The 15,096-nt window shown below is 70.6% G+C and carries 15 protein-coding genes; 9 read left to right on the top strand and 6 right to left on the bottom strand.

Annotation, left to right across the window (positions count from 1 at the left end; all coding sequences use genetic code 11):
• Positions 1–29 precede the first annotated feature (29 nt).
• The 7 genes from OVA28_RS01800 (at position 30) to OVA28_RS01770 (ending at position 6,232) form a co-directional block, all read left to right on the top strand.
• Positions 30–503 (top strand): GNAT family N-acetyltransferase, encoded by a 474-nt coding sequence (locus tag OVA28_RS01800; protein ID WP_268095554.1) that lies wholly within the window; start codon positions 30–32, stop codon positions 501–503.
• Positions 500–1,531 (top strand): DUF2332 family protein, encoded by a 1,032-nt coding sequence (locus tag OVA28_RS01795; RefSeq protein WP_268095553.1) that lies wholly within the window; start codon positions 500–502, stop codon positions 1,529–1,531. The genes OVA28_RS01800 and OVA28_RS01795 overlap by 4 nt, the downstream gene beginning before the upstream one ends.
• A gap of 105 nt (positions 1,532–1,636) precedes the next feature.
• Entirely contained in the window at positions 1,637–1,933 is a 297-nt protein-coding gene (locus OVA28_RS01790) for a DUF3263 domain-containing protein (RefSeq protein ID WP_268095552.1), read from the top strand.
• On the top strand, positions 1,930–2,541 hold the full coding sequence (locus OVA28_RS01785; RefSeq protein WP_268095551.1) for a LytR C-terminal domain-containing protein: 612 nt from the start codon (positions 1,930–1,932) through the stop codon (positions 2,539–2,541). Before OVA28_RS01790 ends, OVA28_RS01785 begins: the two co-directional genes overlap by 4 nt.
• 310 nt (positions 2,542–2,851) lie before the next feature.
• Positions 2,852–3,055, top strand: a complete 204-nt coding sequence (locus tag OVA28_RS01780; RefSeq protein ID WP_056120541.1) for a cold-shock protein — start codon at positions 2,852–2,854, stop codon at positions 3,053–3,055.
• Between the two features lie 228 nt (positions 3,056–3,283).
• Positions 3,284–4,906, top strand: coding sequence for a chaperonin GroEL (groL, locus tag OVA28_RS01775; RefSeq protein WP_071273375.1), 1,623 nt, complete (start codon positions 3,284–3,286; stop codon positions 4,904–4,906).
• A gap of 417 nt (positions 4,907–5,323) precedes the next feature.
• Complete coding sequence (locus OVA28_RS01770; RefSeq protein ID WP_268095550.1) at positions 5,324–6,232, top strand: hypothetical protein; 909 nt, start codon at positions 5,324–5,326, stop codon at positions 6,230–6,232.
• 266 nt (positions 6,233–6,498) lie between these two features.
• Here the strand turns inward: OVA28_RS01770 and OVA28_RS01765 are convergent, their stop codons facing one another.
• The 5 genes from OVA28_RS01765 to OVA28_RS01745 form a co-directional block, all read right to left on the bottom strand.
• On the bottom strand, positions 6,499–8,202 hold the full coding sequence (locus tag OVA28_RS01765; RefSeq protein ID WP_268095549.1) for a sensor histidine kinase: 1,704 nt from the start codon (positions 8,200–8,202) through the stop codon (positions 6,499–6,501).
• Between the two features lie 64 nt (positions 8,203–8,266).
• Entirely contained in the window at positions 8,267–8,962 is a 696-nt protein-coding gene (locus OVA28_RS01760; protein WP_056120555.1) for a response regulator transcription factor, read from the bottom strand.
• A 22-nt stretch (positions 8,963–8,984) separates the two neighbouring features.
• Positions 8,985–10,700: a DNA repair helicase XPB gene (locus tag OVA28_RS01755; protein WP_268095548.1), complete on the bottom strand. Its 1,716-nt coding sequence runs from the start codon at positions 10,698–10,700 to the stop codon at positions 8,985–8,987.
• 30 nt (positions 10,701–10,730) lie between these two features.
• Positions 10,731–12,509 carry a helicase-associated domain-containing protein gene (locus OVA28_RS01750; protein ID WP_268095547.1) on the bottom strand — a complete coding sequence of 593 codons (1,779 nt, stop codon included), beginning with the start codon at positions 12,507–12,509 and terminating at the stop codon, positions 10,731–10,733.
• A gap of 29 nt (positions 12,510–12,538) precedes the next feature.
• Positions 12,539–12,841: a hypothetical protein gene (locus OVA28_RS01745; protein WP_071273360.1), complete on the bottom strand. Its 303-nt coding sequence runs from the start codon at positions 12,839–12,841 to the stop codon at positions 12,539–12,541.
• 51 nt (positions 12,842–12,892) lie between these two features.
• Here OVA28_RS01745 and OVA28_RS01740 point away from each other — a divergent pair, with 51 nt between their 5' ends.
• Positions 12,893–13,270: a cold-shock protein gene (locus OVA28_RS01740; RefSeq protein WP_194661460.1), complete on the top strand. Its 378-nt coding sequence runs from the start codon at positions 12,893–12,895 to the stop codon at positions 13,268–13,270.
• On the top strand, positions 13,267–13,857 hold the full coding sequence (locus OVA28_RS01735) for a DUF3027 domain-containing protein (RefSeq protein ID WP_268095546.1): 591 nt from the start codon (positions 13,267–13,269) through the stop codon (positions 13,855–13,857). Before OVA28_RS01740 ends, OVA28_RS01735 begins: the two co-directional genes overlap by 4 nt.
• Positions 13,858–13,944: 87 nt before the next feature.
• Here the strand turns inward: OVA28_RS01735 and serC are convergent, their stop codons facing one another.
• A complete protein-coding gene (gene serC / locus OVA28_RS01730) occupies positions 13,945–15,063 on the bottom strand; it encodes a phosphoserine transaminase (protein ID WP_268095545.1) in 1,119 nt (372 codons plus the stop codon).
• Positions 15,064–15,096 lie beyond the last annotated feature (33 nt).

Below are 15,096 nucleotides of genomic sequence, written 5' to 3'. Positions count from 1 at the left end.
GTGTCGGCCACTTCAGTAAACTCGCCGCGATGTCCAGACATTCCGTGCACCGCACCCGCTGGGACCGCCTGACGACGGACGAACTGTACGGCATCGTGCGGTTGCGGAACCGGGTGTTCGCGCTCGAACAACACGTCTCGGCCGAGGACTTCGACGGCCGTGACCGCGAGCCCGACACCGAGCACTGGTGGTTCGGAACCGAGGCCGATGCGGTGGGGTACCTCCGCCTGATCCGACCCGCCCCGGACGAGCAGCACCCGGCGGACGCGGCAGCCCCGGCGTGGGTCGTCGGCCGTGTCGCCACCCACCCCGACCACCGTGGCACCGGCATCGCGAGCAGGCTCGTCGGTGCCGCCCTCGCCGAGCACGGGCACGAGCCGGTCGTCCTGCACGCCCAGGAGTACGTCGCCGCGCTCTACGAACGGCACGGCTTCGTCCGCTTCGGGGCACCGTACGCCGAGGCCGGCATCACCCACGTCGGCATGTACCGCCCCGGCGCGTGAGCACTCCACCGCGGTCGACGCGGGAGCGCTACACCGCCTACGCGGACCGGATCGCGGACGTCTCGCCGTCCTACGCCGCCTGGGCGCGGTCGCTCGACGACGACCTGGTCGCGCTCCTCGACACGGTGCCGCCGACCCAGCGGCAGCCCGAGCTGGTCTTCGCGGTCGCCCGCGGCCTGGGTGCCGACCCGTCGGACCCGGCCGCGCTCCGCGCACTCGGACAGGAGGCCCGCCCCGCGTTGGTCGCGGCCCTCGCCACCGCGACGGTGCAGGCCAACGACCCGCGACGGCTCGGTCCGCTGGTGCCGGTGGTCGCGGCGCTCGCCGCGGCCGTCGCACGGCCGCTCGGCCTGGTCGACGTCGGTGCCGCGGCGAGCCTGTGCTCGTTCCCGGACCGGGTGACGCTCGACCTCCGGGTGCACGACGGGCACAGCGGGGCGCGATCCGAGCTCGTGCGGATGCACACCGCGCCCGCGGGGCCGTCGCTCCGACTGACCGCGGACGCGTGGGGAACCGTGCCGTCGCCGTCAGCGGCCACGATCCGGGTCGCTGGGCGGGTGGCGCTCGACCCGCACCCCGTCGACCTGCGGGTCCCCGGGGCCTTCGACCGACTGGTGCAGGCCGTCCCGCCCGAGGCGACGGACCGGACCGCCCTGATGCGCGAGGCAGCGCGCGTGACGCTGGCCGAGCCTCCCGTCCGGATCACCGGCCGTGTGCCGGACGACCTGGACCGCGCGCTCGACGCGCTGCCCGCGGACTGCGAGCCCGTCGTGCTGACCGCCGGCACCCTCGTCTACGTGCCGGGCGTCGACCGGCAGCGGTTCGTCGACCGCGCCACCGAGCGCGGCGTGCACTGGGTCGCGCTCGAACGCACCGGGATCCTCGCCGGGGTGGCCTCCACGCTGCCCGACGGGATCGACCCGGCGGACCCGGCGTGCTTCGCGACGGTGTCCCTCGACGGCGTGGCCCTGGCCGTCTGCGACGCGTTCGGCACCGCCACCCGGTGGTTCCGCGACCCGTCGCTGTGACGGTCCTGAGGGTGAATCCACGACAGTCCAGCGCCATGCCAGGGTGACCATCCGCCGCACCCCTACGATGTGCGAGACCCGTTGCCCGAATGTGATCGGACCGTCGTGACCACCATCCCCGCGGACGAGCTCAGTGAGCTCGCGAAGCACGTGCTCGCCTTCGAGCACGACCGCGCGCGGCACGACCGGACGAAGGAAGCGGAGATCCGGGTGGAGTTCGACATGTCCCCGGCCCGCTACTACCAGGTGCTCAACCGGGTGATCGACACACCGGCGGCGCTCGCGTACGACCCGCAGCTCGTCGGTCGACTCCAGCGTCTGCGGCGAACGCGGACGAGTGCACGCGCTGCCCGCAGCTTCGTCGCACCCGCCGACGCCCACCGAACCGAAGAGGAACGATGACGAGATTCCCCCATGACCGCTTCGACGACGTGACCGACGGGCCACGAGTCGGAGCGCACCGTGGTGTGCACCGTCGTGGCCGCGGCTGGATCGCGTTCGCCTGGGCTGCGCTCGCGACCGGGGTGCTCGTCGGCATCGGGGTGCTCGTGCTCGCGCTGCTGAACGGCAGCTACTCGTTCACCGGAGGCGGCAGCAGCTCGTCGCCGTCGTCGTCCGCGTCGTCGTCGGCGACCTCGTCCGCCTCGCCGTCCGCAGGCGGATCGAGTGGTCCGGACGCCGGCGCTGGTGCCGGTGACGCCTCGTCGCCCGCGGCGGCCGCACCGACGGACCAGGGCGCCACGACCGTGGTCGTGCTGAACGGGACGACCACGAGCGGGCTCGCCGCGAACGCGTCCACGAAGCTGACGACCGCCGGGTGGAAGGTCACGTCGACCGGGGACGCCGGCACGACGGGGGCGACCGCGACGATCGTGTACTACCAGCAGGCGTCGCAGGCGGCGGTCGCGCAGGGCGTCGCGGCGTCGCTCGGGGTGACGGCCGTGCAGCAGTCGGCGGCGTTCCCGAACGCCGACGTCAGCGTGGTGCTCGGGGCGGACTACCGCGGCTGACCGGGTGCTTTCGCGGTGGTCTCCCGGGTGCTTTCGCGGTGATTGATCCGCATTCCGCGGGGTCCATGTGACGACGGTGTTTCCGGCACGTTGAGTTCATGAGGAATCAGCGCGGAATGTGCGTGACAGCCCTTGTCCGGACGCCGTTCCTGATTAGAGTCACAAGTGGTCACCGGAGTGCTCGGAATGACGTCCCGCTTCGGGACGGACGCCAGGAACACCCGGGTGAGGCGTGCACGCACTCGGACCCGCGGCATCACCCGAACGATGCCGTTGATCGCTACAGCTGTACCGCAGGGAGCAACAGATCATGGCCAACGGAACCGTCAAGTGGTTCAACGCTGAAAAGGGCTTCGGCTTCATCACCGTCGATGGAGGGGGCCAGGACGTGTTCGTCCACTACTCGGCCATCGACATGAACGGCTACAAGGTCCTCGAGGAGGGCCAGGCAGTGACGTTCGACGTCGGCACGGGGTCCAAGGGCCCGCAGGCCGAGTCGGTGCGTCCGGCCTAGTCAGCGAACCACCGCGAACGCGCCGTCCCCGTCGGGGGCGGCGCGTTCGTCGTGTGCGGGGCGTGCTGCGTGCGCTCCCGGCCGGCGTCCGCGGGTTGGTGGGTCCGTGGTTCCGGAAGGTGTGGCGCGTGTTGCACTCTCAGGGGTCGAGTGCCAGAATCGGCTCTGGCACTCGGTGACGCTGAGTGCCAGAAGACCCCACGACGTCCGGGAGGGACGAAGACTCACATGGCTAAGATCATTGCTTTCGACGAGGAGGCCCGCCGTGGCCTCGAGCGCGGCCTGAACCAGCTGGCCGACGCCGTGAAGGTGACGCTCGGCCCGCGCGGCCGCAACGTCGTCCTCGAGAAGAAGTGGGGCGCCCCCACGATCACGAACGACGGTGTCTCCATCGCCAAGGAGATCGAGCTCGACGACCCGTACGAGAAGATCGGTGCCGAGCTCGTCAAGGAGGTCGCCAAGAAGACCGACGACGTCGCCGGTGACGGTACGACCACCGCGACCGTGCTCGCCCAGGCCCTCGTCCGCGAAGGCCTCCGCAACGTCGCCGCCGGTGCCGACCCCGTCTCGCTGAAGCGCGGCATCGAGAAGGCCGTCGCGGCCGTCTCGGACCAGCTGCTCGCGAACGCCAAGGAGATCGAGACCAAGGACCAGATCGCCGCAACCGCGTCGATCTCGGCCGCGGACCCGACCATCGGCGCGCTCATCGCCGAGGCCATCGACAAGGTCGGCAAGGAAGGTGTCGTCACCGTCGAGGAGTCGAACACCTTCGGCACCGAGCTCGAGCTGACCGAGGGCATGCGCTTCGACAAGGGCTACCTGTCGCAGTACTTCGTGACCGACCCCGAGCGCCAGGAAGCCGTCTTCGAGGACGCCTACATCCTGATCGTCAACTCGAAGATCTCGAACATCAAGGACCTCCTGCCGGTCGTCGACAAGGTCATCCAGGCCGGCAAGCAGCTCCTCATCATCGCCGAGGACGTCGACGGCGAGGCCCTGGCCACGCTCGTCGTGAACAAGATCCGCGGCATCTTCAAGTCCGTCGCCGTCAAGGCCCCGGGCTTCGGTGACCGTCGCAAGGCCATGCTCCAGGACATCGCGATCCTGACCGGTGGCCAGGTCATCTCCGAAGAGGTCGGCCTCAAGCTCGAGAACGCGACGCTCGACCTCCTCGGTCGTGCCCGCAAGGTCGTCATCACCAAGGACGAGACCACGATCGTCGAGGGCGCTGGCGACACCGAGCAGATCGCCGGCCGCGTGCGCCAGATCCGCTCCGAGATCGAGGCCACCGACTCCGACTACGACCGCGAGAAGCTCCAGGAGCGCCTCGCCAAGCTCGCCGGTGGCGTCGCCGTCATCAAGGCGGGTGCCGCGACCGAGGTCGAGCTCAAGGAGCGCAAGCACCGCATCGAGGACGCCGTCCGCAACGCGAAGGCTGCCGTCGAAGAGGGCATCGTCGCCGGTGGTGGCGTCGCCCTGATCCAGGCCGGCAAGGTCGCACTCGACTCCCTCGAGCTCGAGGGCGACGAGGCGACCGGCGCGAACATCGTCCGCGTCGCCATCGACGCACCGCTCAAGCAGATCGCGCTCAACGCCGGTCTCGAGCCGGGTGTCGTGGCCGCCAAGGTCCGCGAGCTCGAAGCTGGTTGGGGCCTCAACGCCGCGACCGGCGAGTACGTCGACCTCATCGCCGCGGGCATCATCGACCCGGCCAAGGTCACGCGCTCGGCGCTGCAGAACGCTGCGTCGATCGCCGGTCTGTTCCTGACGACCGAGGTCGTCGTCGCCGAGAAGCCCGAGCGCGCCGCGGCCGCTCCGGCCGGCGACCCGACCGGTGGCATGGACTTCTAGTCCCAGCCCCACGGAAGACCCCCGCACGCTCAGCGTGCGGGGGTCTTCCTGCGTCCGGGGGCGGGCGTCCGGGGGCGTGCGGCGCGTGCGTGCGTGCGCGGGTGCGCGTGCGTGCGGTGCGTGCGCGCGCCCGTGCGCGCGCCGGCCCCGTCCGCCGGCCCGGTCCGTCTGGTGGCCCACCGGTCGAAACACCCCGCTCACGTTCGCCGAGCGGCCGCAGAACGTCGCTTGGGCTCGCTTCCCACGACCAGTTCGGACCAGTGGGCAGGTCACCGCCGGTGTGTCGTGACCTGTGGAAGCGCCGCCAGGGCGGGATCCGGGACGACGCGGTACCGCACAGGAGGCTCGGTCCAGCACGTTCTCCACAGTCCGGTCCGGCGTGGGTCGCGTACAACCCGGTCCGGCGCAGCATGTGGCATGCCTCGCCGACGACCATTGCCCGATGCCCTGTCCGATCAGCCCTTCCGGGTCGCCGATGCCGTGGCGATGGGTGTGAACGCCGAACGCCTGCGCCGCAGTGACCTGTCGGCACCGGTGCACGGGGTCCGCGTCGTGGCAGGCCGAGACGACTTCGAGTCGATCGTCGACGCGCTGGCGCTCGTGATGCGTCCAGATCAGTTCTTCAGCCACACGACCGCTGCCCGGCTCTGGGGAGCACCACTGCCGCTGGCAGTGCAGCGCGAGCAGACCGTGCACGTCTCGACGAGCGGGACGGGCCCGCGGATGCGGCGGGCACGGGTCCATGGCCACCGTCTCTCGGCGTCTGGAGTCATCGAGGTGGCGGGGCGATGGCTGTCCACACCCGAGGACACGTGGGCGCAGTGCGTCCCGCTGCTGGGGACCCGTGCTCTCGTCGCGGTCGGAGACCACTTCGTGGGGCGGAGCGACCTGACGACGACCATCGCAGACCTGTTCGGCGCGATCGTTCCGGGGTCCCGATCTGCGGTGGCCGCGCGGACGGCGGTCGACCTGGTCCGGGTGGGATCGGAGTCGGCGATGGAGACCTGGTTCCGGTTGGCGATCGTGGACGCCGGGTTCCCGGAGCCGGAGCTGAACGTCGAAGTTCGTGACCCGGACGGCCGGTTGCTCGGTCGCGTGGACATGGCGTGGCCGGATCACCGCATCGCGTTCGAGTACGACGGGGACCACCACCGGGAGCGCGACGTGTTCCACCACGACCAGCGGCGCGACAACGGCTTCACCGTCAACGACTGGATCGCCATCCACGCGACGTCGGCGGATGCGCACCGGCCGGCTGTCGTGTTCGAGCGTCTCCGTCAGGCGTTCGAGCAGCGACTGGCCACGGTTCGTCGATTCGCGGCGTGAGGAGGACGCGCTGTCGGTGAAGCCGCGGCCTCGAGTGGTCGAGACTCCCCGACGGACATCCGTCGACTGGTCAGAGCACGTCGAATGAGCGCCCGTCGAACGACGTTCTTCGCCCACTCGGCGGAACTGAGCGGGGTGTTGCGACCTGTCGACGCGTCAGCGCCGCTGCAGGCCGCGCGGGGCGCAGGTGGCCGGCGCGGGGCGCCGGGGCGCCGGCGCGGGGCGCCGGGGCGCCCCGGGGCCGCGGCCACGGCCGCGGCCGCGGGTCAGGACTCGGGGGTGGGGAGCGGGGCGGGGGTGTAGTCGCGGGGGAGCAGGGGGAGCCAGATGCGGAAGGTGGCGCCACCGCCCACGGTGTCGATGACCTCGACCGAGCCCTGGTGCGCGGCGACGATGCCCGACACGATGGCGAGCCCGAGGCCCGAGCCGCCGGTGTCGCGCGCGCGGGAGGTGTCGGCACGCCAGAAGCGCTGGAAGATCTTGTCGCGGAGCTGCGGCGGGATGCCCTCGCCGTGGTCGATGACGTCGATGTGCGCCATGCCGCGGTCGTCGTCCACGCCGATGCCGATCTCGATGGGGTCGTCGTGCGCGGTGAAGCGCATCGCGTTGCCCATCAGGTTCGTCACGACCTGGCGGATCTTGTTCTCCTCGGCCAGGACGATCGGCGGGCGCTTCGGCAGCACCACGGTGGGCATCGGGGTGGTCTCGGTGCCGGGCTGCGACTCCGACTCGACGTCCATCGCGCGGCCACGACGAGCACGGAGGCGCGCGATGGTCTGGCGGGAGAAGGCGATCGGGCCGGTGGTGTTGGTCGCAGCCGACGGCGACATCGGGAGGGCATCGGGGGCAGGCGTGGCCGCGGGGCCGAAGGCCGAGGGAGCCCGGACAGCCTGGGGCACGTCCTCGACGAGCACCTGGATCTCGCGGTCGGGGTTCGACGCCATCGTGTCGAGCGCCGAGTCGCGCGCGATGGCGACGAGGTCGACCGGGCCGAGCTCGAGCGGCTTGGACTCGTCGATGCGGGCGAGCTGGAGGAGGTCCTGCACGAGGAGCCCCATGCGCTTGGCCTCCTTCTCGATGCGCTCCATCGCCTGGGCGACGTCCTCTTCCTTGCGGAGGGCACCCATGCGGTACAGCTCGGCGTACCCGCGGAGGGACACCAGCGGTGTGCGGAGCTCGTGGGAGGCGTCACCGACGAAGCGGCGCATCTGCGCGATGGTGCGTTCGCGGTCCTCGAAGGCGCTGTCGATCCGCTCCAGCATGGCGTTCAGGGAGCGGTTCAGCCGGCCGACCTCGGTGTTCGGGGTGTCGGCGTCGAGGCGCTGGTTGAAGTCCCCCGCGGCGAAGCGGGCGGCGGTGTCCTCGACGTCACGGAGCGGGTCGAAGGTCGCGGTGACGAGCAGCCGGGTGAGCATGGCCCCGAGCAGGATGACCGAGGCGCCGAACCCCAGGAAGATGAACGTGAAGCGGGCGATGGTCTGGTCGGTGTCGGCGCTCGACACGGCGACGAGCACGTAGCCGGTCTCGGTGGCGCCGGTCGACAGGTTCTGCAGGTTCGCTGGGATGACCTGCGCACGCCACTCGTGGTTGTGCTGCTTGTCGTAGAGGCTGAACGGCTTGCCGGCTGCTGCGGCACCGGAGAACCGCATCCGGGAGATGTCCGGCTGCGACGTCGACTGGGTGTCGCAGATCTGCTTGCCGTCGCTGTCGTACGCGGCGACGTACGAGCTCTTCTCGAGGACGACCGACAGCTTGCAGTACTGCTCCCCGTCGCTGACGTTCTGGCCCTCGAGCTGCGAGCTCGTCGTGCTGACCTGGGTGTCCAGGCGGGAGACCAGGTAGTTCGACAGCACGGTCATCGTGCCGAGGCCGGCAACGAGCAGCCCGAGCGCCACCAGGAGCACCGTGATGCCGGTGATCTTGGTTCGCAGGGAGATGCCGTCCCACCAGCGGTTCATTCTGGAGTGCATGCTGCCCTCACGATAGACGGCGGCCACCGGGCGAAACCCGGTGACCGCCGTGAACAGCCTGGAACTAGGAGGCCTTCGAGGCCTTGAGCATGTAGCCGAACCCGCGCTTGGTCTGGATGATCGGCTCGGTGGAGTACTGGTCGAGCTTGCGACGCAGGTACGAGATGTAGGACTCGACGATGCCGGCGTCGCCGTTGAAGTCGTACTCCCACACGTGGTCGAGGATCTGCGCCTTCGACAGCACGCGGTTCGGGTTGAGCATCAGGTAGCGCAGCAGCTTGAACTCGGTGGGGGAGAGCTCGATCTGCGCGTCCCCGATCGTGACCTCGTGGGTGTCCTGGTCCATCGTGAGCTCGCCGGCCCGGATGATGGCGTCCTCTTCGTCGTTCATCGTGCGACGCAGGATCGCCTTGATGCGGGCGACGATCTCGTCGAGCGAGAACGGCTTGGTGACGTAGTCGTCGCCGCCGACGGTGAGGCCGGTGATCTTGTCCTCGGTGTCGTCCTTCGCCGTCAGGAACAGGATCGGCGAGGTGTAGCCGGAGGACCGGAGGCGCTTGGTGACGCCGAAGCCGTTCATGTCCGGCAGCATGACGTCGAGGATGATCAGGTCGGGCTCTTCCTCCAGCACGGCGGAGATCGCCTGTGCCCCGTTGCCGACCGCTCGGACGGCGAACCCGGCGAAGCGCAGCGAGGTCGTGAGGAGGTCGCGGATGTTCGGCTCGTCGTCGACGATCAGGATCTTGGGGCCATCGGTCATGCCCCTATCATCTGACTGTTGTCTAAGCGTTTCCTGAGAGCGCATGGGGCGCCCCCTGGACCTGGTCCGCGTCGAGGATCGTGTACGAGTACCCCTGCTCCGCCAGGAACCGCTGCCGGTTCTGGGCGAAGTCCTGGTCGACGGTGTCCCGCGTCACGAGCGTGTAGAACGACGCGGGCAGGCCGTCCTTGTTCGGACGGAGGAGTCGGCCGAGACGCTGCGCTTCTTCCTGCCGCGACCCGAACGAGCCGGAGACCTGGATCGCCACGGTCGCGTCGGGCAGGTCCACGGAGAAGTTCGCGACCTTCGACACGACGAGCACGTCGATGTCGCCGTCACGGAACGACTGGTAGAGCCGCTCGCGCTCGTCGACGGGCGTCGCACCCGTGATCTCGGCGGCGTCCAGGGACTGTGCCAGGGCGTCGAGCTGGTCGATGTACTGCCCGATGACCAGGATCTGCTCGCCACGGTGCTTCTCGATGAGCTCGCGGACGACGGGGGTCTTGGCGGGGGACGTCGCGGCGAGGCGGTAGCGCTCGTCGTCGCTCGACGCCGCGTACTCCAGGCGGTCCTCGTGCGGCAGGTCCACCCGGACCTCGTAGCACTCGGCGGGGGAGATGTAGCCCTGGGCCTCGATCTCCTTCCACGGGGCGTCGTACCGCTTCGGGCCGATGAGGGAGAAGACGTCACCCTCACGCCCGTCTTCGCGCACGAGCGTGGCCGTGAGGCCCAGGCGGCGACGGGCCTGCAGGTCCGCGGTCAGCTTGAAGACCGGCGCCGGCAGCAGGTGGACCTCGTCGTAGACCACGAGGCCCCAGTCGAGGGCGTCGAGCAGCGACAGGTGCGTGTACTCGCCCTTCCGGCGGGCGGTGAGGATCTGGTACGTCGCGATCGTGACCGGACGGATCTCCTTGACGCTGCCGGAGTACTCGCCGATCTCCTCCTCGGTCAGGGAGGTCCGGCGGAGCAGCTCGGACCGCCACTGCCGCGCGGAGACGGTGTTCGTGACGAGGATGAGCGTGGTCGCCTTCACCGTGGCCATCGCGCCGGCACCGACGAGCGTCTTGCCGGCGCCACAGGGCAGCACGACGACGCCCGAGCCCTGCGCGAAGAAGCTCTGGACGGCGTCCTGCTGGTACGGGCGCAGGTCCCACTCGGAGTTGTCGAGGTCGATCGCGTGGGGCTGCCCGGGCGTGTAGCCAGCGAGGTCCTCGGCCGGCCAGCCGATCTTCACGAGCTCCTGCTTGACCTGCCCACGAGCCCACTGCTGCAGCTCGATCGCGGTGTCGGAGCGCTTGTCGCCGAGCAGCGGCTTGATCCGCTTGGACCGGACGACCTCGGCGAGCACCGACGGGTCGGTCGCGGTGAGCAGCAGCCGGGGCTGGCGTTCGAGTTCCTCGGTCGGGGAGTTCGCGATGACGGGGGCGTCCGCCGGGTCTTCGCGCCGGATGACGAGCCGCCCGTAGCGCGCGACGGTGTCACGGATGTCGACGGTGACGCTCTGCGGGACGGGGAACTTCGCGAAGCGCTCAAGGGTGCCGATCATGCTCTCGGCGTCGTGTCCTGCTGCGCGCGCGTTCCACAGGCCGAGCCTGGTGACCCGGTAGGTGTGCACGTGCTCGGGGGCGCGTTCGAGCTCGGCGAAGGCGGCGAGCTCGTGGCGCGCGTCCTCGGCATCGGGGTGCGCGACCTCGAGCAGGACGGTGCGGTCGCTCTGGACGATCAGCGGTCCGTTCATGGCCTTCCAGCCTAGCCGTGCACGGCCGGGTCAGGCTTCGCTGTCGACGGACACGACGAGCGACAGCGGCAGCGTGCGTTCCACGTCTGCCGTGGTGTCCTTCCCGCGGATGCGGCCGGCGGCGACGGAGGTCGGGATGATCGAGAACGGCCGCTCACTGCCGTCCGGCATGCGGACCGTCACGCGGATCGGCGTGCGACCGCGGACGGCCAGGTCGATCTGCCGTCCGAGCCACTCCTGCTCCGGTTCGGCAGCGCCGCGTTCGGTCGTGACACGGAGGCGTTCCACGACGGCGTGCGCTGCGGCTTCCGGGCTGCGGCCCGGTGCACGGCGACGGCCGGGAGGCCCGTGGTGCGTCTCCGGGCGGGCGCCGGGTTGCAGCACGGCCGGGTACCGCTGGTCCTCCAGCGCCGCGTGCACCACGTGCGCCGGGTAGCGGGTCACCAGGGTGGTCAGCTCGGGGCGCTCCCACGCCAGCTGTCGCAGCTCGGCGTCCACCCCGATCAGGTCGAGCTGGTCGGCGGTCCCGCGGACCACGGCACCGATGCCGCCCTCGCCGCGGTCCACCACGATGCTGCCGTCACGGGCGGCGACCTGGTCGACGAGGTACGCCAGCGGCTGGGGCACGCCGGTGACGCCGATGCGTTGGAACAGGTCCATCACGTCCTGCTGGGAGTTGCCGGCGCGCAGGGCCCGCCGGAGTGTCTCCTCGGACACGCGGTAGCGCGCGGCGAGCCCGGGGGCCTCGAGGTCGGCGACGGTGCGGAGTTCGGCGTCCGCCGCGGGGGCGAGCGGGCCCGGCGCGATGATCGTCAGGTCGTGCTGCAGGTAGACGCCCTCGACGGTCTGCGGCAGGTCGGCCTCGGCGGCGCGGACGGCTGCGGGCTCGTCGTCACCGAGGAGCGTGCGGCCGGTCTCGGTGACGAGGCCCTCGACGGTCAGGCCGAGGGCGTCCGCGGTGCCGGCGACGTCGAGCAGGGTCGCGTCGAGCCAGCGGGCCCCGGCCGGGTACGCCCAGCGGCCGAGGACGACGAGGTCCCGCCAGTCGTCCCCGGCGACGTCGAGGACCTCGCGGACGGCCGGGTCGAGGCCGTCGTGCCAGCGGGTCACCAGGTCGGTCCACCGGGACGGCCACGGGGTGGTCAGCCACGCACGACCGGCGTCGGTCAGGGCCCAGGTGCCGTCGTCAGTCGTGGTGAAGTGGATCCGTTCGAGCAGCCCCAGGCGCCCGGGCACCACCTCGGCGTCGGCGCTGGAACGTTCCGCGAGCGCCCGGGCGAGCGGGGAGCCGATGCCGCCCTTGACGAGCTCGCGGACGGCGCCGTCGTCGACCGCGCGCAGCAGTTCGGCGAGGACGGTCATCGTCGCGAACGCGTGCTCCGCGCCGGTGGTGCGCTGCGTGGCGGGGTCGGCCGTGTCGGGGACCGCAGCGGCGGGGCGGGCCTCACCCGGGCCTCCCGTCTGCTCTGACTGGTCCACCAGGTCGGGGTGGGCGGCCACGCGCAGGGCGACCGCGTCGTCGACGCGGCCGTCCTCGTCGGCGAGGCCCAGCGCGACCGCGGGGTCGAGGTCCGGGCCGGTGGTGCCGTCACGGAGCGCGAGGAGGGTGCGTCGGGGGAGTCGTTCGACGGCGGCGTCGACCGCGGCGTCGGCACGGAAGGCCTCGGCGAGGTCGAAGAAGTCCGTGATGCTCTGGGGGCCCGTCTCGCCGAGCACGGCGGTGGGGAGGCCTCGGGCGACGATCAGTCGCTCGAGGTCGTGGTCCGGCATCGTCCGCAGGCGTGCGGCGAGGTCGGCGGTGGTCGTCATCGTCCTCCGCGTGGCGTCCGGAGCGGACGTCAGCGGACCTCGTTCTTGTGGGAGCGGGCCTTGCGGGTCCAGGTGACCGCCAGGAGCGCGAAGATCAGGACCATCGCGATGGGCGGTCCGAAGTAGAGCACGCCCAGGGCGACCGGCCAGATGCCGTCGCCGGGGATCTCCTTGAGCGTCAGCCAGCCGATGATCATCACCGCGAAGCAGACGATCGTGAAGAGGACGATGCCGCCGATCATGAACGCGAGCGTGCGTTCGGTACGATTGAACGTCGCCGGGGGTTCCGCGATGTTCCGCGTGTCCCCGGGCGATCGGGTCGGCTTGGCCATCCACCCAGGATATCCGCACCACGGCCGCCCACCTATCGAGGAGTTCCGCGCATGCCCACCGGCAAGGTCAAGTTCTACGACGACCAGAAGGGGTTCGGGTTCATCACCGGCGACGATGGTGACAACGTCTTCCTGCATGCCTCGTCCCTGCCCGACGGCACGACCACCGTCAAGGCCGGTGCACGACTCGAGTACGGCGTCGTGCAGGGCAACAAGGGGTCCCAGGCCCTCTCCGTGCGGCTGCTCGACCCGAAGCCGTCGCTGGCGAAGATGTCCCGCCGCTCGGCGGACGACATGGCCGTCATCGTCGAGGACCTCGTGAAGGAGCTCGACCGGATCAGCGGCGACCTCCACCACGGTCGCTACCCGAAGAACGGCACACGCATCGCCGCGATCCTGCGGCACGTCGCAGACCAATTGGACGCATGACCATGACGACCGACCACACCGACCTGACCGCTCTCGCGCGCACGGCCCTGCTCGAGGTCACCGAGGAGTCGACCGTCGGGTCCTTCGCGGGCACCACCGACGAGGGCGACGGCGTCGTCTCCGTGCTGTTCGCCAACCGCATGGCGGGCTACCCGGGCTGGCGCTGGACCGTCAGCGTCGCGCACGTCGAGGGTGAGGACCCCTCCGTGCTCGAGGTCGAGCTGATGCCGGGCGACGGCTCACTGCTCGCGCCCGAGTGGGTGCCGTGGTCGGAGCGGCTCGCCGACTACCGCGCGGCGCAGGAGGGTGTCGACGAGGCCGACGCCGATGACGAGGACTCCGATGACGACGATTCCGATGACGACGACGAGTCGGACGAGGACTTCGACGACGCGGACGAGTCGGACGACGACGAGTCGGATGACGACGAGTCGGACGACGATGAGTCGGATGACGATGAGTCGGACGACGACGAGTCGGACGACGATGACGACGACGACTTCGACGACGACGAGGACGACCTCGCCGAGTCGGACGACGACGAGATCGAGGGCGTCGACGTCGACGAGCTCGACGAACAGCGCTGAGACGCCGGCGTCACACCGAGCGACGCCGCACGAACGACGAAACGCCGCCGGACCCGGCGGCGTTTCGCGTTGGCGGGGTGTCCCGGGTCAGTCCTGGAGGGCGCCGACCACGTAGGTGATCGCCCGGACGAGCTGCTGCACGTCGTCGGGGTCGATCGCCGTGAACGTCGCGACGCGGAGCTGGTTGCGCCCGAGCTTCCGGTACGGCTCGGTGTCGACGATGCCGTTCTGGCGGAGCACCGCGGCCACGGCGGCGGCGTCGATGCTGTCGTCGAGGTCGATCGTCGCGACGACCTGGGACCGGTGCGACGGGTCCGACACGAACGGCGACGCCCAGTCGACCGACTCGGCCCAGTCGTACAGCGTCGAGGACGAGGTCTTCGTCCGGGTGTCTGCCCATGCCAGACCGCCGGAGCCGTTGATCCACGAGATCTGGTCCTCGAGGAGCAGCAGCGTGGTCAACGCCGGGGTGTTGAGCGTCTGGTTCAGCCGGGAGTTGTCGACCGCGTTCTGCAGCGAGAGGAACTCCGGGATGTACCGGTCGGACGCGGCGATGCGGGCGACGCGCTCGATGGCCGCGGGGGAGAACAGCGCGAGCCAGAGCCCGCCGTCGGACGCGAAGTTCTTCTGCGGCGCGAAGTAGTAGACGTCCGTGGCGCTGGCGTCGAAGGACACCCCGCCCGCGGCGCTCGTGGCGTCGACGACGGTCAGCGCGCCCGGGTCGCCCTGGGCGCGGACGACGGGCGCCATGACACCGGTCGAGGTCTCGTTGTGCGGGTAGGCGTAGACGTCGACGCCCTCGACGATCTCGAGCTCCGAGCGCGAACCACCCGGGGCCTCGACGACGTGCGGGGCCTGGAGCCACGGGGCGGCTGCGGCCTTGGCGAACTTCGACCCGAACTCACCGAAGGACAGGTTCTCGGCGCGCTGCTCGATCAGGCCGAACGCGGCGGCGTCCCAGAACGCGGTCGACCCGCCGTTGCCGAGGACGACCTCGTAGCCGTCGGGCAGGTCGAACATCGTGGCGAGGCCCTCGCGCACGGAGCCGACGAGGTCCTTCACGGGCTTCTGGCGGTGGGACGTCCCGAGGATCGTCGCGCCGCGTGTCACGAGGGACTCGAGCTGGGCACCGCGGATCTTCGACGGGCCGCAGCCGAAGCGTCCGTCGGTCGGGAGGAATTCGGCCGGGATGACGATGTCTGCCATGGGCCGATCCTACCGACGGGTCATCCGCCGCCC

This window comes from Curtobacterium sp. SL109 (assembly GCF_026672405.1).
GTDB lineage: Bacteria > Actinomycetota > Actinomycetes > Actinomycetales > Microbacteriaceae > Curtobacterium.
The sequence above is the reverse complement of the archived record's forward strand: the minus strand, read 5'-3'. Positions and strand labels throughout refer to the sequence as shown.